Genomic DNA, 24525 nt, shown 5'->3' on the forward strand with positions numbered 1-24525 from the left:
GGAGCGTCGCTCCCGGAGTCGACTCATACAGGTCGACCGCCTGCCGGCGGAACTCCTCGGAGTAGTTCTTTCTGGCCATGGTTCATAATCTCGCTTCCCCAGCCAATGCTGGAATCAGCGTGTCCACGAACAAGGGGCAGGCCCCCCCCGAACCCCGGCGCCGTCCGCGCCAGCCACGCGAGCGCATCGGGCGTCTGCTCGACCCAGCCCAGGATCATGTGCCCGCCCGTCTCGTCGCGGCGCACCTCGAGGGACGTGGGCGCTGCGACCGCGGCCTGCATGTCCCCGAGCGAGGGCTGGGCGTACGGATCCTTCCCGCCGGCGAAGAAGTACATCGCGACCGGAGGATGCGTCTGCGCTGTGAGCGCAGGCAGGTCGTAGCGCGGATCGCCGATGGGCGTGCGCTCCTTGCCCTTCGGGTAGGAGGGCGTGAAGTAGCCGCCCAGCGAGATCGAGGCGCGGGCGAGCTCGGGATGGCGCACCGACAGCATCGAGGCGCACCAGCCGCCGGCACTGTAGCCGATCGTCGCCCAGGCCAGCGGGTCCTCGACGGTCCGCAGGTGCGCGCGGATCCACGCCGGGACGTCCTGGGACAGCCAGGTCTCATCCAGCGCGGAGCCGTCAACGGCATCGACGCATTCGGTGTCGGCGCGCCCGGGATAGGTGGTGGGGGCCACGACGATCGTCGGCGCGATCTCACCGCCCGCCGCCCTCTCGTCGAGCAGCGAGCCCAGATGGAAGGCCTGCTCCCACACGCCGGGGCTGCCGGGGATCCCGTGGAGGGCGAGGACCACGGGGTAACGGCGGTCCGGATGGGAGACGTACCCGGGCGGCAGATGCACGACCGCCGTGCGCGAGATGCCCGAGGCGGGGCCGGGGATCGTGACGGTCACGTCCTGCCCGGCATCGTCATCCGCCAGTCCCGGCAGCTCGGCGTCCTGCAGCGGTGCGCGCAGAGCGGCGGGGACGGCGGCCGTGCGGGCGGCGTCGAGGTCCTGCAGCTCGGTCGGCGACGTGGGCAGGGTGCTCGCCGCGCTCTCCCCGTTCGCATCGGATGCGCCACCCGCATCGGACGCCCCATCCGCGTCGGACGCCCCATCCGCCTCGGACGCTCCGCCGAACGTCTCGGCGGAGACCGCATCGGGGCTCGTGCCCAGCAGGTCGCCCCAGGCCCCGTAGAAGACGAACTCCCGGTTCATCCAGGCGCCGATCGCCGCGAACACCAGCACGAGGCACAGCAGGAACGCTCCGGCCTGCGTGAGCGCCGCGCGCACGGCACCGGTGCAGGGGGCGCGCAGACGACGGGGCACCCCGACCACCGCGACCACCAGGCTGGCGAGGGCGAGCGCCGTCGCGATCCAGCAGATGGCCGGGCCCGTCAGCGCGAGCGGCCCGTCGGGACCGAACGGGCCCGTGAGGGCGAGCAGGCTGTCCATGCGGTCCCCGATCGTCGCTGCGCCTCGTTCGTCGGCGCTCCTCACTACGATGATGAGGCCACCGAGGGTGCGAAGGACGCGTCCGGTGCCGGTTTCCGGGGAGAACCGGGGCAGGGGGCGACCCGAGGGGGAGATGCATGGCGACGGACCGAGCTGCGAGCGATCCTGCGGCACGGCCGCGGGACCACGCCTGGGCGCTCGCCCTCGTGTGGATCCACGCGATCGCGGCGGTCAGCGCCGTGGTGCTCCTCGTCTTCGGCCGCATCGGCCGACCGACGGGGCTGACCATCCCCGAGTTCCTGTTCTCGGTCTTGAACGTCCCCCTGTTCCCGTCGTTCGTCTCCGTCGCGCTGCTGGGTCTGGTCACCGGCGCCCTCCTGCGGCGCAAGCGCATCGCCCTGTGGATCGTCGGCGCCCTCCAGGTGCTCGGCGGCCTGTGGTCCGTGCTCGTGGTCATCGCGCTCACGCGGCATGCCGACCGGATCCCGGCGGACATCGAGCCCTGGCGGCGCCTGCTGGGGATCGCGGGCAATGCGCTCAGCCCCCTGGTCGCGGTGCTCGCGATCATCCTGCTCGTGCGGGTGCGCCGGCAGTTCCCGGGGCGCCTGGCCCGCGGTGCCGTGCCCGCGGCGCTCGGCGTCCTGGCCACGGGCTTCGTGGTCGCCGGCGCGGTCACCCACCTGCTGCTGGTGGCGGTCCTCGGCCACGGCCTCAGGGACCTGCGGATCCTGCGCCACGCCATGCTGCGGGTCCTGGGGGTGGCAGGGCCCCTCCGCCTGGCCGATGTCCCCGGGTGGATCCCCCTCATCGCGAGCGTGATCCTGGGCGCGGCGATCCTCGGTGCCGCCGTGCTCCTGTTCCGCTCCGCGCGCTCCGAGGAGGCGTGGGACGGCGACCGCGAGGTCGCGCTGCGCTCCCTGCTGGCCGACCACGGCGCGGCCGACTCCCTGGGCTATTTCGCGACCCGGCGCGACAAGGACGTGCTGCTCGCGGCCGACGGCACGGTCGCGATCGCCTTCGCCGTCACCGGGAGCGTCTGCATGGCCTCCGGCGATCCGATCGGCCCCCGCACCGCCTGGCCCCGCGCCCAGCGGGAGTTCCTGGCGATGTGCCGCGACCGCGGCTGGGTGCCCGCCGTCATCTCCTCGGGCGAGGACGCCGCGCGCGCGTGGGCGCAGGCCGGGATGCTGGTGGTCCCGATGGGTGACGAGGCCGTGCTGCGCGCCGATCGCTTCGACCTCGCGAGCACGTCGATGACGAAGGTGCGACGCGAGGTGAACCATGCGCGTGCCGCGGGGCTGACCGCGAGCGTGCGGCGCCACTCGTCCCTCACGGCCGAGGAGCGCGAGCGCCTGGTGCGCCTGGCCGACGCCTGGCGCGACGGCGAGGACCGCGGCTTCTCGATGGCCCTCGGCCGCCTGGGCGACGACGCCGACGGCTCCTGCCTGCTGGTCGTCGCCGAGGACGAGGCGGGGGAGTGGAAGGGCCTGCTGAGCTTCGTCCCGTGGGGCCGCCACGGTGCGAGCCTGGACGTGATGCGCCGCCACCCGGCCGCGCCCGGCGGCGTCACCGAGCTCATGGTCGCGACCCTCATGAGCGACGGCCCCGCCCTCGGGATCCGGCAGGCGAGCCTCAATTTCGCGATGTTCCGCCAGGTCTTCGTCGACGCCGAGAAGGTCGGCGCGGGTCCGCTGACCCGCATCGCCGGGCGCGTGCTCACCCGCTTCGACGACTCCTTCCAGCTCGAGCGCCTCTACCGCTCCAACGAGAAGTACCGTCCCGCGTGGGTAACCCGCTACCTGCTCGTCGACTCCGTCCTCAGCCTCCCGCGCGCCGCCCTCGGCGCCGCCGTCCTCGAGGGGTTCGCCCCCACCTGGGGCGTGCGCCGGGACGAGCTCCTGGACGCCCTCACGCCCGAGCAGCTCGAGGCCGTCGCCCGGATCGACGCCCGTCGCGTCGAGGCCGCGGACCTCGCGCCGCGCCGCAGCGACCAGTCCCGCCACCGGGTGCGCCATATGCAGATGCTGCGCGACGGCGGCATGGAGCCCTACCCGACCGGCCTGCGGCCGCCGCAGCCGTTCGCCGAGGTCGCGGCCGCGGTCGCCGCCGCGGGCACCGAGGGCACGGCGATGAACCCCGCGGCCCGTCCCGCGACGATCTGGCGGGTGGCCGGTCGCGTCCGGAGGATCCGGGACTTCGGCGGCGTCTGCTTCGCCCAGATCGTCGAAGGGCCCGCCTCCCTGCAGGCCGTGATCTCCCGCTCCGCGATGCCGCGCGAGCAGGTGAACCTGTTCCGCGCCTGCGCGGACACCGGCGACATCGTCGAGCTCGAGGGCCGCGCGGGTCTGTCCCGCTCCGGCACCCCGTCGCTCATCGTGACCGCCTGGCGCATGGCGTCGAAGTCGTTGCAGCCCATCCCGTTCGACGCCTTCGAGGACCCGGAGGCGCGCCTGCGCCGCCGCGCGACCGACCTGATCGTCCACCCCCGTGCCCTGGGCCTGCTGCGCGCCCGCTCCGTCGTGATCCGCGCGGTGCGCGAGCACGTGCAGGCGGCGGGGTTCACCGAGGTCGAGACGCCGATGCTGCAGACCGTGCATGGCGGGGCGAGCGCGCGGCCCTTCCGCACCCGCATCAACGCGTACTCGACGGATCTGACGCTGCGCATCGCCCCCGAGCTCGCCCTCAAGCGCCTGCTGGTGGGAGGCATGGGGCCCGTGTTCGAGATCGGACGGAACTTCCGCAACGAGGGCGCCGATCAGACCCACAACCCGGAGTTCACGGTCATCGAGGCCTATGAGCCCTACAGCGACTACCACGGGATGCGGCGCCTGACAGAGAGCATGATCAAGGCCGCCGCCCGCGCCCTCTACGGGGCCGAGGTGCTGCCGCTGCACGATGTGCGCACCGGCATCGACCTGCGCGGACGCACCCCGGACGAGCTCCCGGAGGACCCCGCGCAGCGCCTCCAGCAGCTGCTGGTGGACGTCTCGGCGCCCTGGCCCGTGGTGCCGATGTGCGAGGCGCTCTCGCAGGCGCTCGGTCGGGACGTGGACCTGAGCACCGATCTGGACACGCTTCTGGCCCTGGCCCGCGAGCACGAGGTCCACGTGCGCGACGACATGGGCCCGGGTGCGATCCTCGAGGAGCTGTACGCCGAGCTCGTGGAGGCCCGCACCATCCAGCCGACGTTCTACACGGACTTCCCCGCGGAGACGTCCCCGCTCACGGGCCCGCACCGCTCCAAGCCGGGGCTCGTGGAGCGGTGGGACCTGGTGATCTGCGGGATGGAGATCGGCACCGCCTACTCCGAGCTCGCCGACCCTCTCGAGCAGCGCCGTCGCCTCACCGAGCAGTCGCTCAAGGCCGCCGCCGGCGACGCCGAGGCGATGCAGATCGACGAGGACTTCCTGCTCGCGCTCGAGAACGGGATGCCCCCGGCCGGTGGCCTGGGCATCGGCCTGGATCGCCTGGTCATGCTGCTGACCGACACCACGATCCGCGAGGTGCTGGCCTTCCCCTTCGTCCGCCCGCCGGGGCGCTGAGCGGGGGAGGGGTGTCCCGTACGCGGCCGATCGGATCGTCGGCGACTGACCTGGGCATTTGACCCGCCCTTGCGCTGGAGCCGACGTTTCCGGGACGCTCAGTCCCCTAGCATCGGCCCCGTTCACCGACCAGGGCCGCGTGCCCGAACCGTCTGGAGTCCCCATGCCCCTGCCTCCCGAGGCCGTCGAAGCCCTCGACGATGCGACCGCGCCCGAGCGCCTGGCCGAGCTCGCCGAGCGCTTCCCGCAGCTGCAGTCGCTCGTCGTCGCCAACGCCGCCTGCCCGCCCGAGACGCGCGAGCGGATCCTGGCGAGCAACCCGGCCGCGGCCGAGGTCTACGCGGCAGCGCAGAAGGATGCCGGGGCGGGTACGGACGCGGGAGCTGGTGGCGGCGACGCCGCTCCGTCCGCTGGGGAGGCGTCGGCCGGCCCTGCGCCGACCGGCGCCGAGGCCGATGAGCCTCCCGCGCCGTCCTGGGGGACGCCGCCCCCGCCTCCGGCAGATGCCGACCCCGCGCCGACGGATGACGCCTCAGAGGGTCGAGCGCCCGATCATGCGGCGTCGGATCCTGCGGCGACGGGTGAGGACGACGCCTGGTCGATCCTCGCGCCGGTGCTGGGGGACCGCGACGAGGACACCGCGACCGATCCGATGGACCCCGTCGCCGACGAGTCCACGCAGGCGATGGCACCGCTGGCGCCGGACGACGAGCCCACCCGGGCGATCGCGGCGGTCGGTCCGGACGGTTCGCCGAGGAGTGAGCCGGACGACGAGCCGACGCGGGCCGTGGCGGCCGTGGACGACGATGCGACACGGATCGCCCCCGTCGAGGCCGCGCCCCGCAGCACCGTCGGCATGGCCGCGGACGCCGATGCCCCCACCGAGGTCTTCGCCCCGGTCGACGCGCCGATCGCCGGGTCCTCGGCGTCGGCCGTCGCGCCCGAGCCCGACACGACGCCGGCCGACGTCCCGCCGCTGCCGCGGGTGACCGGCTACCTCGACTCGATCCCGACCGCAGCGGCCGATGACGAGCCCGTCGAGGCGTACGGGACCATCGCGTCCCCGACCGGCTACGGCACGACTCCCTCGCCCGCCGGCTACGGCACCCCCGCGGCCGCCGCCCCCGCGGCCGCCGCCCCGATGGCCGCGTCGACCGGATTCCCGGCGGCGGCGTCTCCCGCGGGGTACAGCACGGCACCGTCTCCCGCTGGCTACGGCACCCCCGCCCCTGCCCCCGGGCTCGCCGAGATGGGTACCGCCGACACCGGCTCGTCCCACCGCGGCCGCGGCGGCCTGATGATCGCGATCGGATGCCTCGTCGCGGCGTTCCTGCTGGCCCTCGCCGTCCTGGGAGGCGGGCTCCTGCTCAGCCGCGACGACACTCCGCAGGCGGACCCGAGCGCCTCGGCGAGCGAGTCCGCCGCCCCCGAGGAGACGAGCTCGGGATCGGAGTCGGCCTCGCCGTCGACGACGTCCGCGTCCACGCAGGCGCTCGTGAAGCCCGCGCCCGCGGACGCCCAGGAGCTCACGCAGATCCAGTCCCCGTCCGACAACATCGTCTGCACTCTCGAGAACGGGACCGTGGGCTGCACCGTCATCGAGTACACGCCCTCGGGCGAGTCCTGCCCCGCGGGGCAGAGCTACACGATCGCCGTCGCCGATGGCGCGCCCGCCCTCGACTGCGGATCCCCGCGCCCCGCGGGCGGCACGAAGCTCGAGTACGGATCCTCCGCCGTCCAGGGCGATATGGCGTGCACCTCGGCGAAGTCGGGCATGACCTGCTGGAACCAGCGCACCGGGCACGGCTTCACGCTCTCCAAGAAGCAGCAGACGACGTTCTGACATCGGCGGGCCCGGCGCGGCACCGCAGGGGCGGGCCCCGCCGAACGTGCGCCCGCGAACGCCGCCCGCCACCGGCAGTCCATCGCCCCCCAGGGGCGGTCGCTACGATCGCCGCGTGGAGCGATCGAGGAGACTGCGGCCGATCACGCGCCCCGTGCCCTCGCGCCCGCCGGTCTACGAGCACCCGGCGCTGCCCGGCGCGGGAGGCCTGGGCATCGGCCCTCTCCAGGCGGTCAGCGCCGTCTTCGTCGTGATCGGCGTGCTGCTGTCGCTGTGGCTCGCCGCCCTCTACCTGCGCGAGGGCGCCTCCCTGCAGCCCGCCCGCCTGGTCTACCTCGTCGCCTTCTGGCTCGTGTTCACCTACGTCACGCTGCCGCGCCTGCACCAGGTGCTCACGGTGATGTACCTGCCCGACTACTTCATCGGCCGCACCCGCACCTCCGCGGGCGTCCTCTCGGATCCGCTGAACGTAGCCCTCGACGGCGAGGAGGAGGACCTCCACGTCGCGATGCGCCGCGCCGGCTGGACCCTGGCCGACGAGCGCACCCTCGGCTCCGCCTGGCGGATGGTCGTCGCGACCCTGCTGCGCCGCTCCTACGCGGCCGCGCCGATGTCGGACCTGTACCTCATGGACCGCCGCCACGACTTCGCCTACCAGCAGGAGGTGGGCGGCACCACCGCCAAGCGCCACCACGTGCGGTTCTGGCGCATGCCCGAGGACTTCCGCCTCCCCGGGGGCGAGCGCGTGGACTGGCTGGCCGCCGGCACCTACGACCGCGGCGTCGGCTTCTCCCTGTTCACGTTCCAGATCACGCACCGGATCGACGAGGACATCGACGTCGAGCGCGACTACATCGTCGACACCCTCCGCTACGCCGACCCGGCCCTGCGCGTGGGCGTGATCGAGGACTTCTCCACTGCCTACCACCACCGCAACGGGCAGGGCGACCGCCTGCGCACCGACGGCGACCTCCCCGTCATCGACCTCGACGGGGCGCGCGAGCGGTCCGACGGGGCCACCGCGATGATGCTCCCGCGCCACCGCCCCACCGGCGTCTCGGTCCTGAGGTCCCGGGCGCTCGAGCACCGTCGCGCCTCCGACCAGCTGCGCCGCGTCACCCGGGCGCCCGCTCGCGTGGGCAGCGGGGTCCACCGGGCCGAGCTCGGCGGTCAGGTCCAGCAGGTGGTCGTCGACGTCCAATCGGCCGTCGACCACGCCAGCGACCACCACCTCCCGCCGCCGACCGTCCTGCTCGCCGGCGCGATCGTCGCGGCCCAGAGCCTGCTCGTGGCGATCCAGTGGATCGTCTGGGGCATGGGCCGCGGCATCGGCGAGCTGCTGTCGGCCGCCGTCGCGGTCGTCCCGTCGGAGGCGGATCCGCTGCCCTCCACGCTCGTGGCGCTGGTCGGGATCGGCCTGTTCATCGGCGTGCTGCGGCGCCACAGCTGGTGCCGTCTGGGCCTCATGATCCTGTTCACCGCCGACGCCGCCGTGCGCCTGGCGAGCGCGTCGACGGAGCTCGCCTCGGGGACGGAGCACAGCGCCCTCGCCCTCGCGGCGATCTCCGTGCTCGGGGTCATGGCGATCACCTCGGACGCCTCGCGGCTGTGGGTGCTGACCCCGCGCGAGGGCCTCGGTGTCCGGCGCGACGGGGGAGAGGAGCAGGCTGCGGCCTGAGCTCGCAGCGGTCCGCACGCGCCGCACCCAGCCGTTGGTCCCGGCCGTCCGCTCCGGTCGCCGATGTCGGCCTCCGACCCCGGCCGTCGCTTCGCGGGGAATGCGTCGTCCGTCACGATCATCCGGACGCGGCCGGTCACGGCATGGTCACGGTCCCGCACCGCCGACGTGCTCCCTGGGAGCACCCTGGTAGGGTCCACTCACCGCGCCCGGCCACGGGACGGTCATCCCTCGGGCGGCTCCGCGCCGCTCGTGCGAGGCCCTGCACTCGGCGCAGCGCCCGCAGTCCCGCACCAGGTCCGCCTCCGGACCGACCGCGACCGGCTCGCTGCGTCGCGGCCCTCCTCTCCCCGCAGGAGTCGCACATGACCGAGAACCACCACGACTCATCGCCGTCCACGACGGACGGCTCCGCCGCCCCTGCCGCCGACGGCCAGCACGGCGGGTCGGAGCTCAAGCAGGCGATCACGCCCAAGCTGCTGCTGCTGTTCATCGTCGGAGACATCCTCGGCACCGGCGTCTACGCCCTGACCGGCAAGGTCGCCGGCGAGGTCGGCGGCGCCGGCTGGCTGCCGATCATCATCGCGTTCGCCGTCGCCCTCGTGACCGCCTTCTCCTACGTCGAGATGGTCACGAAGTACCCGCAGGCGGCCGGTGCGGCCCTGTACATCCACAAGGCCTTCGGCATCCACTTCCTGACCTTCATGGTCACCTTCGCCGTGCTCTCCTCCGGCATCACCTCGGCCGCGAACTCCGCGATCTTCCTCGCGGAGAACGTGCTCAAGGCCTTCAAGCTGGACGAGTCGATGGGTGACGCCTCGATGCCGGTCGCCACCGCCATCGCGCTCGTGTTCATCGGCCTCGTCGCCTGCATCAACATGTTGGGCGTCTCGGAGTCCGTGAAGCTCAACGTCGTGCTCACCCTCATCGAGCTGTCCGGTCTCGCGCTCGTGCTGGTCATCGGCTTCTTCGCGATCGCCCGCGGTGACGCCGACTTCTCGCGCGTGCTCATCTTCGAGACCTCGGAGGACAAGAGCCTGTTCATGGCCGTCATCGGCGCGACCGCCCTCGCGTTCTTCTCGATGGTCGGCTTCGAGGACTCGGTCAACATGGCCGAGGAGACCGTCGACCCCGTCAAGAACTTCCCGAAGATGCTGCTGGGCGGTCTGTCGTTCACCGGCGTCGTCTACGTCCTCGTGTCCATCACGGCCGTCGCCATCGTCCCGATCGGCGAGCTCACCGAGGCCACGACCCCGCTGCTCTCCGTCGTCCAGCACGGTGCACCGGGCTTCCCGATCGACACCGTCTTCGCCTTCATCTCGATCTTCGCGGTCGCCAACACCGTGCTCATCAACATGATGATGGCCTCGCGCCTGCTGTACGGCATGGCGAAGCAGGGCGTTCTCCCCGGCTTCCTCGGCGGCGTCCTGCGCTCCCGCAGGACCCCGCTGGCCGGCATCCTCTTCTCGACCCTGCTGGCCGTGGCTCTCGTGCTCACCGTCCGCTACGCCCTGCCGGAGTCGACCATCAAGGCGCTCGGCGGCACCACCGCCCTGCTGCTGGCCGTGTTCGGCCTGGTCAACATCGCCGTGATCGTACTGCGCAAGGACCCGGGCCAGCCCGGCCACTTCCGCACCCCGATCGTGATGGCCGTGATCGGCGCGATCACCTCGTTCGCGCTCATCACGCCCCTGGCCCAGCCGATGGAGAACTACGCGATCGCCGGCGGCATGCTGGGCATCGGTCTGCTGCTGTACATCGTCACGTTCATCTACAACGGCGCCGTGCGCGCCCGCCGCACGCGGTTCCACCACCCCGAGGACATCGGCCGCGAGGACGTCTGACCCTCCGCGGCGCGCCCGGTGCCCCCGGGCGCGCCGCGGACGGTCCCGCACCTGCACTAACGTCATGAGCGACACCCCGCAGCCGCCCGCCGCGGCTGCGGACCGCAGCACCGTCGCCGCACCCCGCTCCCGCAAGTTCCGCAGTCCCGCACATCGCCCGCCCCTGACTCCCCCTCCAGGAGAACCGATGCAGATCCTTCTCGCCTACGTCCCCAGCGCCACCAGTGAGGCCGCCTTCGAGTTCGCGGTCGACACCGCTCGTGAGTGCGGCGCCACGCTGCTGGTCCTCGCCTCCGAGACCGGTCTCGACGCCCGCAAGGGCGACTCGGTCGCCGACAAGCGCCCGCTGACGGAGCGCCTCGACGAGACCGGTGTCGAGTACCGCCTGCAGGTGGTCCCGCGCCGCGACGACCCGGCCGACGACATCCTCCGCGCCGCCGAGAGCGGTGAGGTGGACCTCGTGGTCCTCGGCATCCGCAAGCGCACGCCCATCGGGAAGATCCTGCTGGGCTCCACGTCGCAGCGCGTGATCATGGAGGCCCCGTGCCCCGTGGTCTGCGTCAAGCCCAAGAGCTTCGTGCCGCCGCGCATCTGACGCTCGGCGCCGGGGCCCTGCCGACTGGTGCGGGCAGCGGCGCTCCCGACGGATGCGGGCCGGGCCCTGCCGATTGATGCGGGCCCGCCTAATGCGGGCCGCGGCCGATGCCGCGGATCTGCTGACTGAACCGGCAGCTATGCAAGCAGACGGCCTTCGCAGAGGGGCCGTCCGCGTGCATGGCTGCCGGTTCGTGCAGGGGCGGTGGAGAAGCCCCGGTGCCGGATGGGAAGCTGTGCACGAATACGCGCACAGAGGCCGTATATGGGCCTGACTGCGCGTATACGTGCACTGCTTCCCACGGCCCCTGGAGGGAGCGATCGAGGCGGGGCAGGCTGCCGCTGGCCGCTGGCCGCTGGCCGCCGTCCGCCGTGCGCCGTCCGCCGTCCGCCGTCCGCCGTCCGCCGTGCGCGCCGTCAGTCCTCCCACTCCTCCGCGAACGCGTCGGGGATGCCGTCGGCGTCGGCGTCGACCTTCTCGGCCTGGGCGATCTGCGCGTAGTGGCGCGAGCGCGGCACGAGGATCGCGGCGCCCACGACGCCCGCCAGCACGGACGCGGTCAGCACGCCGATCTTCGCCTGGTCGTGCATCGGGTCCTCGACGGCGAAGCTCAGCTCGGTGACCAGCAGCGACACGGTGAAGCCGATCCCGGCGACCCCGGCCACGCCCAGCAGGTCGATCCAGCGGATGTCCGGGTCGAGGTTCGCGCGGCGCAGACGGGTGACGAGGAACGTCGAGCCCATGATCCCGAGGATCTTGCCGCCCACGAGGCCCGCGATGATCCCCAGCGCCACCGTCGACTGCCAGGCCTCGAGGAGCCCGCTGATCCCGCCCACGGTCACGCCGGCGGAGAAGAACGCGAACACGGGCACGGCGAAGCCCGTCGACAGCGGCCGGAAGCGGTGCTCGAAGGTGTCGGCGAGGGAGTAGTCGGGTGCGAGGCGCGAGCGGACCCGGACCGGCACCATGAACGCGAGGACCACGCCGGCGATGGTCGCGTGGATGCCCGAGTTGTAGAACAGCGCCCACGTGACGACGCCGAGCGGCAGCAGCAGGAACCAGGCCGCCGCGAGCGAGATCTTGAACAGCGACTCCGCGCGTGTGGCGAGCACACGGAACAGGACGATCGGCACGACGGCCACGCCCAGCCACAGCAGCTGCAGGTCGGCGGTGTAGAAGACCGCGATGATGAGGATCGCGATGAGGTCGTCCACGATCGCGAGGGTGAGCAGGAACGTCCGCAGGGCCGAGGGCAGGTTCTTGGCGAGCACCGCCAGCAGGGCGACGGCGAAGGCGATGTCGGTCGCGGCCGGGATAGCCCAGCCCTGCAGAGCTCCGGGCGGGCCCATCAGATTGATCGCGGTGAAGATCAGCGCCGGGACGGCCACACCGCCGGCGGCGGCGACGACGGGCACGAGTGCCCGGCCGGGATCGCGCAGGTCGCCGACCACGAACTCCTTCTTGAGCTCGAGGCCGGCGAGGAAGAAGAAGATCGCCAGGAGACCGTCGGCCGCCCAGTGCCCGATCGTGAGGTTCAGATGCAGGGGCCCGAGGTCGCCGCCCAGATGGGCGTCGCGCAGGGCCGTGTAGGCGCCGGAGGCGGGGGAGTTGGCCAGCACCAGGGCGGCCACGGTGGCGATGAGGAGGATCAGGCCGCCGGTGGACTCGGCGGTGATGATGCGTTCGATGCGGCTGTACTCGCGGTAGGTGCCGCGCGCCAGGACGATGCGGGCGCGGGCGGGGTCGCTGGGGAGATGCGGGTGGCGGGTGCCTGTCATGCGGTCCTCTCCGGGACCCCGCTTCCGGGGTCCAGGTCGGCGGTGTGGTGGTTCTCGGACGCGGTCGTGGATGCGGCGGGCAGGGCGTCGTCGGACGGGGTGCCGGCCTGCGCTGCGTGCGCGGCAGCAGGTGCCGGGCCCTCGGCGCCGGGCCGTTCATCGGCCAGGCCGTCATCGGCGAGGCCCCCCGGCACGTCGTCGCCAGGATCGACGACGCGGATCGCGCCGGTGTGCTTGGGCCCGTCGGGCTCGGGGCCGTGGGCGGCCGCGCGGATGCCGGCGCGCTCATGCTCGTACGGAGCGGTGTGGTGCCCCGAACGGGCCAGGACGACGGCGCGGATGAGCATCGCGACAGTCAGGACGGCGCCCAGGGCCTTGGCCCACCAGGGTTGGGCGATGAACAGCAGCAGCATCGCCAGCAGGTTCGGGGCCAGGTTGAAGAGGGCGCGGGACACGTAGCCGCCGAAGCTGGGCATGATCACGCCGTGGGACTCGGCGACGGACTTGACCATGAAGTTCGGGCCGTTGCCGATGTAGGTGAGGGCGCCGCAGAACACGGCGCCCAGGGAGATCGACACCAGCATCGTCTCGGGGACGCCCGCCACGCGCGGGGCGCCGGGCATCTGCGACGCCATCTCGAAGAACGTTGCGTACGTGGGGGCGTTGTCGAGCACGGAGGAGAGGCCGCCCGTGAAGATGAACAGCGTGATCTCGTTGAGCGGGAGGCGGGGGGCCAGGTTCCGCAGCACCTCGAGCGCGGGGATCATCGTGAGGAAGATGCCGACGAACAGGGCGGCGACCTCGAGGATCGGTGCCCACTCGAAGGCGTTCTCCTCGAAGCGGATCCGCTTGTCGCCGATGACGTAGGAGACCGCGGCGATCGCGAGCATGAGCAGCTCGCGCCAGGGCACCAGCTCCATCCCGTGGGCATGCCCGTGGGCGAGGATCGTCGCGTCGACGGAGGGGACGAACGCGACGGTGAGGATCACGGCGACGAAGCACAGCACCGAGGGGATGCCCACGAGCCTCAGCGGGACGATGTTCGTGCGGTCGATCTCGACGTCCTCGGGGGCCTCGCGCGCCACGAGGCGGCGGTCGAGCGCGTAGTACGTGATGAGCAGCATCGCGTTGACGAACAGCCACTCGGGCCACAGCGTGAACGTCCACTCGAAGGGCACACCGCGCAGCATCCCGAGGAACAGCGGCGGGTCGCCGAGCGGGGTCAGGAGGCCGCCGCAGTTGGCGACGACGAAGATCGTGAAGACGATCGTGTGGGCGACGTGCTTGCGCTCGGAGTTCGTGTTCAGCAGCGGGCGCACCAGCAGCATCGCGGCACCGGTGGTGCCGATGAAGCTCGCGAGGACGCCGCCGACGGCCAGGAAGATCGTGTTGGTGCGGGGCGTGGCGGCGATATCGCCGCGCAGGAAGATCCCGCCGGAGACCACGAACAGGGTCAGCAGCAGGATGATGAACTGCAGGTACTCGACGACGGCGTGGGTGACGAGAAGGCCCTGGCCTGCGGCGATGACGCCGATCGCGACGGGCAGGCCCAGCGCGAGGGCGTACAGCAGCTGGTTGCGGGGCCGCTCCCAGCGGTGCGCGAGCGCGGGGACGAGCGGGGCGATGGCGATCGCCGCGAGCATGAGGACGAACGGGGCGATGCTCCAGGCGGGGAAGGTCATCGTGTCTCCTCGGTGATGCGTCGTCGCGCTGGGGCAGGGTGGGCTCCAGGGCGCATCGGGCGGACGGCCCGATGACGTGCCGACCAGTCTTCCCGGCTCACCAAGGATCCCCAGTGTGGCATGCAGGGTACCGGGTGGGCGGAGGCGTCCGGCTCGTGAACCGGAAGTGTCGGGAGGAAACCGGCATCGGACCTGGGTGAGGTGCGACGATGGCCCGATGACTCCTCGCTCCCGCGCCTTTGCCCAGGTCGACGTGTTCGGCGCCGCCCCCTTCCGCGGCAACCCGGTGGCCGTCGTCCTCGACGCGAGCGGGATGAGCGATGCGGACATGCAGGCCGTCGCCGCCTGGACGAATCTGTCGGAGACGGTGTTCATCCTCCCTGCGACCGATCCCGGCGCCGACTACCGCGCCCGGATCCTCACGCCGCACACCGAGCTGCCGTTCGCGGGGCACCCGACGCTCGGTGCCGCCGCGGCCTGGCTGGATGCCGGGGGTCCGATCTCGGGGGCCGACGTGGTCCAGGAGTGCGGGGCCGGGCTCGTGCGGGTGCGGCGCGACGGTGCGGAGGCGACGGGCGGGGTTTCGGCGGCGGGTGGCGCGGCGGGCGGCCTGGCAGGTGGCCGGACGGATGGTCTGGCGGATGGTCCGATGGGAGGTGCCTCGGATGGCCGGGCCGAGGTCCTCGCCTTCGCCGCCCCTCCGCTCGTGCGCACCGGTCCGCTCGAGACGCGTGAGATGTACGGGTACGCGGCGTCCCTGGGGCTCACCCTGCTGGATGTCCAGGCCCACGGCTGGGTCGACAACGGGCCGGGCTGGTGCGTGCTCGACCTGGGGTCGGCGGAGGCCGTGCTCGCCGTCGAGCCCGACTACCAGGCGATGCCCGGGGCGAAGGTCGCCGTGGTCGGCGCCTGCCCGCCCGGCTCCGAGCACGCCTACGAGGTGCGGGCCTTCGTCGCCGCCGGCTACGAGGACCCCGTCACGGGCAGCCTCAACGCCGGACTCGCGCAGTGGATGCTCGACCGCGATCTCGTCCAGACCCCGTTCACCGCGCACCAGGGCACCCGGGTGGGGCGCGACGGCGTGGTGAGGATCGACCGGGACGACGACGGCGCCCTGTGGGTCGGCGGGAGCGTGCGCGTGCTGGAGCGCGGCACGATCCGCGTCTGAGGGGCGCGGCGCGGCGATCGGTGCGGGACTCTCCCGAGTCCGCGCCGCCGCTGATGCCGCGTTAGCAAGGTGAGGCTACCCTGTGTTTATGCAGGTGAGGACCGCCTTTCCTTGCTGGCGGGATCGCCGCGGAGAATGTTCCATGGCGTCATGACCACCGTGCAGACCGCCCGCCCCGCCGCCCCCGAGCACCTCGCCGGGAGCGCGTCGGAGCCGCGTGCGGTCCCGACGCCGCGGGAGCGCCCCATGAACGCTGTCGCCCCCGAACTGCCCGTCGCCCCCGACGATGCCGCCGACCTCACCGCTCCGGCCGCCGATCCCGCCGTTGCGGCCGCCGATCCCGCCGCTGCGTCCGCTGCCGAGGACGGTGAGGAGGGGTCGCTCGCGAGCCGACTGAACTGGCTGCGCGCCGGAGTGCTGGGCGCCAACGACGGCATCGTCTCCGTCGCGGCGGTCGTCGTCGGCGTCGCCGGCGCCACCCGTGAGCTCGGCCCCATCCTCACCGCGGGCGCCGCGGCGGTCGTCGGCGGTGCCGTCTCCATGGCGCTCGGCGAGTACGTCTCCGTCTCCAGTCAGCGGGATGCCCTCATCGCCCGCCGCGAGGCCGGGAAGATCGTCGAGGACGACGAGATCGTCAGCCCTTGGCACGCGGCCTTCGCCTCCGCCATCGCGTTCCTGCTCGGCTCGGTCCTGCCGGTCATCGCGATCTGCCTCCCGCCGGCGGACCTCCGCGTCATCGTCGCCGGAGTCGCCACCCTCGTGGCCCTGGCCCTGACGGGGACCATCTCCGCGGCCATCGGCGGCGGCTCCAAGATGCGCGCCGCCGTGCGCGTGGTCGTCGGCGGGGCCCTGGCCCTCGTCGTCACCTACGCGGTCGGGGCGCTGCTCGGGTCCAGCGGGGTCATCTGATCCGGATCGCGACATGACGAGCGGTCGCCCTCAAGAGGGCGACCGCTCGTCTCTGTGCAGGGCGCGGGCGCACCTCCTGGTCGCATTCGCCAGGAGCGGCGCCGGAATGCTGTCCGTGATCAGATCGCCGGCTCGTCGAGTCCGCCTGCGTCACCGGTCAGATGGATTCCGCGCCCGGTCACCTTGTTGAAGACGAAGACGCCAGCCCCGAGGGCGAGCCAGATCGCGCCGGCGATCTGTGCTTCCGTCCCCGCGTTGATGAGCACGTAGAAGATGATCAGGAATCCGATCAGAGGCAGCACCAGGTGGGCGATCCATCGGCGCGATCGACGGCTGCGCAGGTAGTACCAGAGCACCGATATGTGGAGTAGGCAGAAGGCGGTGAGCGCCCCGAAGTTGACCATCGAGCTCATCGCGCCGATGTGCCCGACGAAGAACGAGACCAGGATCGCGGACAGGGCCCCCACGAGGAGGATCGCGTTCGACGGGACCTTGTGCGAGTTGATGTGGCGCAGGAAGCCTGGGAGCTGGCGATCGCGCGCCATCGAGAACAGGAGTCGCGACGTGGCAGCCTGAGCGGCCATGGCGTTGGCGATGCCGACCGCGAGGATGTTGCAGACGAAGAACGCGTTGACCAGGCCGGTCGATGAGATCGAGCGGACGATGTCGAAGAACGCGTTGCCGACCTTGTCCTCGGGAATCGGGTGGAAGGGCCCGGCGAGCATGGCGGCGAGCCAGGTCTGGCCGATGAACAGGATGGCCACGATGACCAGGCTCAGGACCATGGCACGTCCCGCCGAGCGGGAACCGCCGGTGGATTCTTCGGCCATCGTCGAGATGCCGTCGAAACCCAGGAACGAGAGCACCGCGATCGAGAGCGCGGCCGCGATGAGAGGAGGGGTCATGACCGACGGGTTCCACAACGGCTCGATCGACCACCCCGCCCTCGGGAGCGTTCCGCCGGAGAGAGCGACGACGGCGATGATCGCGAAGACCGCGACGAAGGCGAGCTCCATGACCAGGAAGAGCCTGTTCATGAGCTTGAGCGAGGTGACGCCCAGCAGGTTGATCGCGACGTTGATCGCGACGAACAGCAGACCCCAGAGGATGCGGGGCGTGCCGGGGAAGATCCCGATCATCGATTCTGCGGCCATCACGTAGAGCAGGGTCGGGATCAAGAGATAGTCCAGGAGCATGAGCCACCCGGCGAGAAAGCCGAGGTTCTCATGGATTCCGCGGCCCACGTAGGCAAAGACGCCACCTGCGAGGGGGAACGCCTGCGACATCTGCGCGTAGGACAGAGCGGTGAAGATCATCGCGATGAGCCCGATGAGGTAGACGAGCGGCACCATCCCGTGGGCCTCGTTGTAGACGGAGCCGAAATCGCCCAGGGCGCGATCGGGACCATGAACACGAGACCGTAGATGAGAAGGTCGGGAGTCGAGACGGAGCGGGAGAGCTCCTGCTCGTAACCGAAACGATGGAGCTGCTCCTCAGGCGTGAGGTGATGGCCCGGCGGGCTGGTGGGGGTAGAGGGCATGACAGGGGCCTCTTTCGGATTCGGGGGAGGGACGGACAGCAGGGCATGCGATGGACAGCACCGGTGGGCGCGGCCTCCCTCCTGGCCCGGCATCGGCCGGAGGGGAGCGGGACTCACGAGCGATCGTTCTCCGCGAGGAAACCGGCGATGATGCCGAGGAACTCCTCCGGCTTCTCGAGATGGGTGCAGTGGCTCGCATCGGGGACGACGGCCTCGCGGACATCGGGGATCCGCTCGACGAAAGGGCGCCAGACGATCGGCTGCGCCTCGTCGAACTCGCCCGCGAGCACGAGCGTCGGAACGGCAATGCGATCGAGGCGGTCGACGACGGTCCAGTCCCTCAGCGAACCGATGACGTGGAACTCGTTGGGGCCGTTCATCGTGTGGTACACGGTCGGATCCGCCTCCATCTGCGCAACGGAGTCGACATAGTCCTGTGGCATCTCCGGCAGGCGCACCACGTGGCGACGGTCGTACTCGTGGGCGGCGGCGATGTACTCGGGGTCGTCGTACGTGCCGTCCGCCTCGTGGCGCTCAAGCGCGTCTCTGATCTCGCCGGGCAGCTGCGCGCGGAGCGCGTCGGCGGCCTCGGACCACAAGGGCATCGCCGCCGGCGAGTTGCAGATCGCCAGGGATGCGAGACCGGCAGGGCGGCGCACGGCGATCTCGGCGCCGAGCATGCCGCCCCAGGACTGCCCCAGGAGGTGGTGGTCTCAGAGCTCGAGCTCGGAGACCACGGCAGCGTACTCGTCGACGAACAGCTGCGGCGTCCAGAACCCGGCGGGCGCCTCGGGACTGTGAGTAGAACGGCCGCATCCGTACTGGTCGTAGTGGACGACGGTACGCCCGGTGAGGTCGGCGAGGTCGGCGAGGGAGCGCAGATAGTCGTGCGCGAATCCGGGCCCTCCGTGGAGGACGACCAGGGGGAGTGCACCGTCGAGCGGAGCATCGGGCCGGGTGAGGCGGACCTATGTGCCTCCCGAGGCGAAGGGGACTGAGGTGTCGGTGACGGTCGCCATGACGGGCTCCTTGCCGTACTGCTCCCGCGGCTCGGCTGCGGTGCGGGATCTTGGCGGGAGTCTGACCCCATAAAGGACTGAGCGGCAAACCTTTGTTGAGGAGTGAGACCGTATCGTGATCGCATGACCCCCTCTCGCGCTCCTGGGCCCGGCATCGACCGGACGGTCCTGCATGTCGATCAGGAGGTGACCGACGGTCCAGAAGCCCCGGGGCCAGCAGGCGCCCTGCTCCCCTTCGGCGGGCCCCTGAGGCGTATGGACTCCAAAGTCGATGCGGTCGTCGACCGTCTGCTGACAGCCATTGACGTCGGTGAGTACCTGCCCGGCTCGAAGCTCCCCGCGGAGAGGGATCTCGCCGCGGTGCTGGGCGTCTCGCGATCGACGGTGCGCGAGGCGATCGGTCGCCTCGCCGAAGAGGGGCTCGTGAGCACTCGGCGCGGGCGGGGAGGCGGCTCCTTCGTGACCGGCCGGACCGGACGTGCGGCGCACGAAGCCACCGGGAGGACGCTCGACCATCGCTGGCACGAGATCGTCGAACTCGTCGACACGGCGAGCCGACTCCAGGAGACGGTCGTCAGGGCGGCGGCCGAGCGGCGGACATCGGCGGACGTCGTCGAGCTCGAGGAGCGGCTCGAGCAGTTCCGGCGGGCGGACACGGGCATGCCTCGGCAGGAGGCGGACCGTGCTCTCCATGCCGCGATCTGCGACGCCGCTCACCTCCCGCGCTTGAGCGAGCTCCTCGCACGTCTCGAGAGCCGGATCTCCACAGGGGCACCTCAGCATGTGTGGGGTGAGCCGGAGGATCAGCCCGAGATGGAGGCGCGGGCGCTGTCCGACCATGAGCAGATCGTCGCTCTCATCCGTTCGGGGCGGGCCGAGCAGGCCGGGGTGCTTGCCCGGCGACATGCCCTGATCGATCTGGACCTTCTGGCCCAGGCTCGACGGCGTCGCCGGGCGGCGTCCCGTCAGGGCAACGGCAGGGCGTAGGCCTCGACCGCGTCCCGGCGCAGTTCCATGCGCGCCGTGACCATCGGGTCGACGATCTGACAGATCCGCAGGTCACCGACCAGGGAGAGGAGCATGAGGGCATCGGTCGCGTCGAGCGGGGAGTGCTCAGCGAGCCAATCGCGCATCATCCGGGTCGCCTCTGTCACGGCCGCGGACAGCGCGTCGCGTGACGCCAGTGCCGTGACGGCGCTGTCGGTGACCAGAAACGGCAGCGGGAGGGGGCGACCGGGTACGACGGAGACGCGGACACGGACTGTGGCTGCGATCTCGAGGCCGCACACAGCCACCTCGCCGTCTCCCATCGCGGCGTGGACGTCGCCGATGGCGAGGTTCGCTCCCTCGACCTCGACGGGCAAGTACAGCGTTGCGCCAGCGGCGATCTCCTTGCAATCCATGTTCCCCCCGTGATCCCCGGGAGTGCCTGTGGGGATCTCAGCGTCGGCTGGAGCTGTGCCGATGACTCCGATCATCGGATTGACGGGGAAGCGCACGTGCTGGTCGAACTCCACGTGGCCGTCGCGCACGGGAACTTTGCGCGTGCGCTCGTCGACGGTGCCGGGAAGGACCCCGAACTCGGGGTGGGTGGTCATGGTCCCCTCGTCAGCGGTCTGAATCTCGAGGATCTCGACCTTCAGCGTGTCGCCCGGGCGAGCTCCCTCGATCGCGATAGGGCCCGTCGCAGGGTTGATGAGCTCCCAGCCCACGGACGAGAACAGCTGCTCAGTCGAGGTGATCGCGTTCGAGAAGCAGTCCTTGGTGGACACGACCAGCTCGGAGCCGTCGCGGACGGTGATGGTCGGCGCATTGCCGGGGGCGAGAGCGAGGACGACGTCCTCCGGGACGGTGACGGCGTCTGGTGCGGTCATGTCGGCTCCTTCGGCGCGAGGGGAGGATCGCAATAAATGGTGTGCTGGGCATCCTTTTGCGGCAAGCCTAGTCCGCCTCCCTGACTCGCCTCCCGGCCGCATGGTCGGTAGGGCTGTCGCATGCGCCCGGTGTGCGCGAGGATCGGTCCGTCAGCGACCCGACGAAAGCGAGACGATATGGGACTCCTCGGACTCCTCCGCCAGGACCGCTCCACCCGCGAGACCACCCGTGACGCCGTGCGGGAAGCACGCCGGAAGGCCGCGACCGAGCGGGGGAGCGGGCCCCTGCAGAAGATGGTCGAGTCCTTCCGCGACATCGGCCTTGACGGGAAGGCGACGTTCGCGTCCGCGTCCACGGTCGCGCGCCGCGCCTCGAAGAAGGGCCGCCGGACCGAGGAGAAGGCCATCGCCCGGATCATCCGCAGCCACCGTCGCGGCGTGACGGCCGGCGGTTTCCTCTCCGGACTCGGCGGCTTCTCGACCCTGCCAGTGCTGCTGCCGCTGAACGTGTTCGAGTTCTACGTGCAGGCCACGCGCATGGTCGGCGCGATCGCCGCCGTGCGCGGCTACGACCTGGCCGACGACGAGATCCGCACGCGCGTGCTCGCCTGCCTCGTGGGGGAGGAGTCCCAGGACGTGCTGGCGGGCGCCGGCATGGGGCCCGTCGCCGGGGCCGCCGGGCGGCGGATCGGCAAGCGCCTGCAGGGTGTGCAGATGTCCGCCGTGACCCGGGCGATCGGGGCGCGGGTGCTGAAGCGCTTCGGGCTGCGGTCGGTGCGGCTGTTCGGCAAGGCCATCCCCGGGCTCGGGGCTCTGGTGGGCGCCGTCGGCGACCGGCGCCAGCTGCGGCGCATCGCCGAGAGCGCGCTGGAGGAGTTCCCGGCGCGGTGAGGTGGACGGTGCGGTGAGGTGACGGGGCGCGGCCGTGCAGAGAGCTCCGGTGCGGCTGCCGTTCCGCTCCGTACACTCCCCGTCTTGACGTCGCACAGCATCGCCTGGACTCGCTGGTCCGCGCTCTCCAGGCGACGGATGAGCACGAGGTCTGGCACTCCGGGTGGAGGAGCTTCGCTCGCCGTCACCTCGCAGATGACGAGGTCGTCCGCTTCGCACTCCGAGGGGTGGAGCAGCGGCAGCGGATCGTGCTCTCGTCGGTGCGCGTGCATGTGGCCGGGCAGCGCCCGATCACGGCGTTCGAGGAGTTCGGGCCCGACGGGACGGAGACGGCCCGGCACGTCGCGGACGGGGTGAATCGGCTGATCGCCGGGCGGTGAGATGACGCGGCGCCGCGCCCGGCGGCCGCAGGGTTGCCATCACGATGCCGCCAGGCGCTGCATCGCCGGTGCCCGGAAGTGCTGCCCCGTGGGGCAGCACGGGAGCCTCACCGCACTGCTGGCCGCGAGTCCGACAGCGCCCACGCCGCCCCGGCAGAGGCGACCGCGACGGTGACCACAGACGGCCACGCCCCGATCTTCTTCGCCAGCGGGTGGGAGAGCCCGAATCCGAGCAGGTAGATCGCACCGAGCGCGCCCGCGGTCGCGGGGCCGCGGCGGGCCAGCCAGGTGCGGCCGGCGAGCAGGCCCGCGGCGCCGAGGACGGCGCCGCCCAGCGGGCGCACGCCGGTGGCACGGGCGACGGAGTAGCCGCCGATCAGCCCGAGCGCGGCCACGGGCGCGGTGGTCAGGGCGACGGCGGGGTCGTCGCGCAGGAGGGCGAGGTCGGAGGAGAGGCGGGTGCGGACGTCATCGGTGCTCATGCCCCCGAACCTACGCGTCGTGCCCGACAGGCGGCAGGGAGACGCAGCGTCCTGCCGGTCGGCGGCTCAGCGCACGACGGCGGCTCCGTGCGCGGGCACGACGCCGGCGGAGGCGCCCTCGACGCCGTCGATCATCGCGGCGCCGCGCAGGGCCTCGACGACCTCGCCGGGCGCGGGAGCGTCCTCATCGCCCAGGTTCAGCACGAGCACCAGGCGCGCGGAGCCGTCGGCCGCCGTCAGCTCGATCTCCGCGTATCCGTTGGCGAGGGTCTCCTCGCGCACGCGCACCGCCGCATCGGCCAGCCACGGCTCGCGCCGCCGCAGGCCCAGCAGGCGCCTGTGCGCCTCGAGGATCCGCTCGGCCGCATCGGCCCGCAGCAGGGAGAGCCCATCGGCGCTCCCACCGGCCCGCGCGGCCTCGAGCAGCGCCTCGGGAGTCTCCGGGAAGACGGGCCGCACCGCGTCGTCGCCGCCCGCGCGCTCCTCCTTGACCCCCACGACGCCCAGCTCGTCCCCCGCGTAGACCGTGGGGACGCCCGGCAGCAGCGCCAGCAGCGCGATCGCCGGCGCCAGGTCGCGGCCGTCCGGGAGCTGCGAGGCGATGCGCGTGGTGTCGTGATTGCCCAGGAACGTCTGAGGCACCATCCGATGCCCGCCCGCGCCGACGGGGGCCCGGAACTGCTCGTGCCGTCCGAGCGCGTGCGCGAGCTCCCACAGGTTCGCATCATGCAGGGACGACCAGATCGCCTTCCACAGCTCGTACTGGGTGAGGGAATCCGCGCCCGAGGCCGCCGCGAACGCGGGGTAGTCGCCATGGATCACCTCGCCCAGGATCCATGCGTCCGGATGGGCCGCCTTCACGCGGGCGATGATCGGCGCCCACGCCTTGGCGCCCGCCGCGTACATCGCATCGAGCCGCCAGCCGTCGACGCCGCGGCCCAGCCACAGGTCCATGACCTGGACGATCGCGTCCTGCACGGCCGGGTTCGCCAGGTCCAGCTCCACCAGGTCGTCGTTGCCCTCGAAGCCGTACGGGTGCTCGCCCGACCAGCGGATCCATGCGCCCGCCTCGCTGCCGGGGCCGTCGGCCAGGGCGCGCCGCACGATCGGATGCCGGTCGCTGACGTGGTTGAACACCCCGTCCAGCACCACACGCACGCCCCGGGCGTGCGCGGCCTCGAGCAGGGCATCGATATCCGCGTCATCGCCCAGGCGCGGGTCCAGGCGCCGGTGATCCAGCGTGTCGTAGCCGTGGGAGACGGAATCGAAGACCGGGTTCAGGATCAGCACGTTCGCGCCCAGCGACACCAGATGGTCCAGCCAGGCGGTCACGCGACCCAGGCGGTGGACGACGTTCGCGCCATCCGCATCGCCATACTCGGCGGCCCCCAGGTCGTCGCGGACGAGCGGCGCCCCGCAGAAGCCCAGGGGGTACACCTGCCAGGCGATCGCATCGCGCACCCAGGCGGGGGCGGCGGGGGTCGTGGTGGGGGAGGTCGACGTGGTCTCGCTCATCGCGCCATCGTGCCACGGCGGGAGGGCGGAGCGGAGAGACGGGGATGCCGGGGCGGCGGGAGGACGAGATGGAGAGGCGGTAGAGCGGCAGGGCGGTGCGGTGGCGGGGCAGGGGCGACCGGAGGCCACGGGCTCCTCGACAGAGATGGGCGTCAGAGAGCCGGTCGCCTGCATATGCGCGCGTGACCGGCTCTCCTGTGCCCATGTCTGTCGCCGGGACCTTCCGCAGCTGCCTCGGCGGTCGGCCCGACGCCCCGCGCGTGGCGTCCATCCCTCCGGTGCCGCCGCGGGCCAGCCCCGCCGTGCGAGAGCGCTCCGCCGCGCGACAGCGCGCCGCAGTGCGAGGATG

At 72.0% G+C, this 24525-nt stretch carries 16 protein-coding genes and 2 pseudogenes; 10 read left to right on the forward strand and 8 right to left on the reverse strand.

All coding sequences use genetic code 11. The features are described 5' to 3' along the window. Positions 1-413: 413 nt before the first annotated feature. Positions 414-1436 (reverse strand): annotated as a pseudogene (locus FM110_RS14685) (alpha/beta hydrolase); the annotation flags it as partial. 137 nt (positions 1437-1573) lie between these two features. Between FM110_RS14685 and lysX the strand changes: the two are divergent. The 5 genes from lysX to FM110_RS13535 all read left to right on the forward strand — a co-directional run bounded on the left by lysX (position 1574) and on the right by FM110_RS13535 (position 10938). Further along, positions 1574-4978 (forward strand): bifunctional lysylphosphatidylglycerol synthetase/lysine--tRNA ligase LysX, encoded by a 3405-nt coding sequence (gene lysX, locus FM110_RS13515; protein WP_087105273.1) that lies wholly within the window; start codon positions 1574-1576, stop codon positions 4976-4978. Positions 4979-5141: 163 nt separating this feature from the next. Then, complete coding sequence (locus tag FM110_RS13520; protein ID WP_087105274.1) at positions 5142-6821, forward strand: hypothetical protein; 1680 nt, start codon at positions 5142-5144, stop codon at positions 6819-6821. Between the two features lie 115 nt (positions 6822-6936). Next, positions 6937-8499, forward strand: a complete 1563-nt coding sequence (locus tag FM110_RS13525) for an LssY C-terminal domain-containing protein (protein WP_087105275.1) — start codon at positions 6937-6939, stop codon at positions 8497-8499. A 365-nt stretch (positions 8500-8864) separates the two neighbouring features. Beyond that, complete coding sequence (locus FM110_RS13530) at positions 8865-10343, forward strand: APC family permease (protein ID WP_087105276.1); 1479 nt, start codon at positions 8865-8867, stop codon at positions 10341-10343. Positions 10344-10530: 187 nt separating this feature from the next. Continuing rightward, positions 10531-10938, forward strand: coding sequence for a universal stress protein (locus tag FM110_RS13535; RefSeq protein WP_087105277.1), 408 nt, complete (start codon positions 10531-10533; stop codon positions 10936-10938). A gap of 416 nt (positions 10939-11354) precedes the next feature. Here FM110_RS13535 and nhaA read toward each other — a convergent pair whose 3' ends face one another. Then, positions 11355-12716: a Na+/H+ antiporter NhaA gene (gene nhaA, locus FM110_RS13540; RefSeq protein WP_087105278.1), complete on the reverse strand. Its 1362-nt coding sequence runs from the start codon at positions 12714-12716 to the stop codon at positions 11355-11357. Continuing rightward, positions 12713-14398, reverse strand: coding sequence for a sodium:proton antiporter (locus tag FM110_RS13545; RefSeq protein ID WP_087105279.1), 1686 nt, complete (start codon positions 14396-14398; stop codon positions 12713-12715). Before FM110_RS13545 ends, nhaA begins: the two co-directional genes overlap by 4 nt. Positions 14399-14615: 217 nt before the next feature. Between FM110_RS13545 and FM110_RS13550 the strand changes: the two genes are divergently transcribed. Together FM110_RS13550 and FM110_RS13555 are read left to right on the forward strand one after the other, a co-directional pair. After that, positions 14616-15566, forward strand: a complete 951-nt coding sequence (locus tag FM110_RS13550; protein ID WP_087105280.1) for a PhzF family phenazine biosynthesis protein — start codon at positions 14616-14618, stop codon at positions 15564-15566. Between the two features lie 246 nt (positions 15567-15812). Next, positions 15813-16475 (forward strand): VIT1/CCC1 transporter family protein, encoded by a 663-nt coding sequence (locus FM110_RS13555; RefSeq protein WP_087105286.1) that lies wholly within the window; start codon positions 15813-15815, stop codon positions 16473-16475. A gap of 119 nt (positions 16476-16594) precedes the next feature. Here FM110_RS13555 and FM110_RS13560 read toward each other — a convergent pair whose 3' ends face one another. Further along, entirely contained in the window at positions 16595-17827 is a 1233-nt protein-coding gene (locus tag FM110_RS13560; RefSeq protein WP_234992488.1) for an APC family permease, read from the reverse strand. 301 nt (positions 17828-18128) lie between these two features. After that, a pseudogene (locus FM110_RS14690) lies at positions 18129-18938 on the reverse strand (proline iminopeptidase-family hydrolase). Positions 18939-19289: 351 nt separating this feature from the next. Between FM110_RS14690 and FM110_RS13570 the strand changes: the two are divergent. Then, positions 19290-20021, forward strand: a complete 732-nt coding sequence (locus FM110_RS13570) for a FadR/GntR family transcriptional regulator (RefSeq protein ID WP_087105281.1) — start codon at positions 19290-19292, stop codon at positions 20019-20021. Here FM110_RS13570 and FM110_RS13575 read toward each other — a convergent pair. Continuing rightward, positions 20000-20908, reverse strand: a complete 909-nt coding sequence (locus FM110_RS13575; RefSeq protein ID WP_087105282.1) for an acetamidase/formamidase family protein — start codon at positions 20906-20908, stop codon at positions 20000-20002. The genes FM110_RS13570 and FM110_RS13575 overlap by 22 nt on opposite strands. Before the next feature lie 177 nt (positions 20909-21085). Here FM110_RS13575 and FM110_RS13580 point away from each other — a divergent pair, with 177 nt between their 5' ends. Both FM110_RS13580 and FM110_RS14195 read left to right on the forward strand, forming a co-directional pair. Continuing rightward, the gene (locus FM110_RS13580; RefSeq protein WP_087105283.1) at positions 21086-21799 is read left to right on the forward strand and encodes an EcsC family protein; all 714 of its coding nucleotides are present in this window, start codon (positions 21086-21088) and stop codon (positions 21797-21799) included. Positions 21800-22026: 227 nt separating this feature from the next. After that, entirely contained in the window at positions 22027-22179 is a 153-nt protein-coding gene (locus tag FM110_RS14195; protein ID WP_159458097.1) for a hypothetical protein, read from the forward strand. Between the two features lie 107 nt (positions 22180-22286). Here FM110_RS14195 and FM110_RS13585 read toward each other — a convergent pair whose 3' ends face one another. Continuing rightward, positions 22287-22661, reverse strand: coding sequence for a hypothetical protein (locus FM110_RS13585; RefSeq protein WP_087105284.1), 375 nt, complete (start codon positions 22659-22661; stop codon positions 22287-22289). Positions 22662-22727: 66 nt separating this feature from the next. Next, the gene (locus FM110_RS13590; RefSeq protein ID WP_087105285.1) at positions 22728-24176 is read right to left on the reverse strand and encodes an alpha-amylase family glycosyl hydrolase; all 1449 of its coding nucleotides are present in this window, start codon (positions 24174-24176) and stop codon (positions 22728-22730) included. Positions 24177-24525: the final 349 nt, after the last annotated feature.

It is taken from the genome of Brachybacterium nesterenkovii, assembly GCF_900163655.1.
Taxonomy (GTDB): Bacteria; Actinomycetota; Actinomycetes; order Actinomycetales; family Dermabacteraceae; genus Brachybacterium; species Brachybacterium nesterenkovii.

Excerpts from the sequence above, each read along its gene's own strand:
- FM110_RS13535 (WP_087105277.1), top strand. The coding sequence starts at position 10,531 with ATGCAGATCCTTCTCGCCTACGTCCCCAGCGCCACCAGTGAGGCCGCC.
- FM110_RS13580 (WP_087105283.1), top strand. The coding sequence starts at position 21,086 with ATGGGACTCCTCGGACTCCTCCGCCAGGACCGCTCCACCCGCGAGACC.
- FM110_RS13520 (WP_087105274.1), top strand. The coding sequence starts at position 5,142 with ATGCCCCTGCCTCCCGAGGCCGTCGAAGCCCTCGACGATGCGACCGCG.
- nhaA (WP_087105278.1), bottom strand. The coding sequence starts at position 12,716 with ATGACAGGCACCCGCCACCCGCATCTCCCCAGCGACCCCGCCCGCGCC.
- FM110_RS13575 (WP_087105282.1), bottom strand. The coding sequence starts at position 20,908 with ATGACCGCACCAGACGCCGTCACCGTCCCGGAGGACGTCGTCCTCGCT.
- FM110_RS13570 (WP_087105281.1), top strand. The coding sequence starts at position 19,290 with ATGGACTCCAAAGTCGATGCGGTCGTCGACCGTCTGCTGACAGCCATT.
- FM110_RS13530 (WP_087105276.1), top strand. The coding sequence starts at position 8,865 with ATGACCGAGAACCACCACGACTCATCGCCGTCCACGACGGACGGCTCC.
- FM110_RS13590 (WP_087105285.1), bottom strand. The coding sequence starts at position 24,176 with ATGAGCGAGACCACGTCGACCTCCCCCACCACGACCCCCGCCGCCCCC.
- FM110_RS13545 (WP_087105279.1), bottom strand. The coding sequence starts at position 14,398 with ATGACCTTCCCCGCCTGGAGCATCGCCCCGTTCGTCCTCATGCTCGCG.
- lysX (WP_087105273.1), top strand. The coding sequence starts at position 1,574 with ATGGCGACGGACCGAGCTGCGAGCGATCCTGCGGCACGGCCGCGGGAC.
- FM110_RS13560 (WP_234992488.1), bottom strand. The coding sequence starts at position 17,827 with ATGGTGCCGCTCGTCTACCTCATCGGGCTCATCGCGATGATCTTCACC.
- FM110_RS13585 (WP_087105284.1), bottom strand. The coding sequence starts at position 22,661 with ATGAGCACCGATGACGTCCGCACCCGCCTCTCCTCCGACCTCGCCCTC.
- FM110_RS13550 (WP_087105280.1), top strand. The coding sequence starts at position 14,616 with ATGACTCCTCGCTCCCGCGCCTTTGCCCAGGTCGACGTGTTCGGCGCC.
- FM110_RS13555 (WP_087105286.1), top strand. The coding sequence starts at position 15,813 with ATGAACGCTGTCGCCCCCGAACTGCCCGTCGCCCCCGACGATGCCGCC.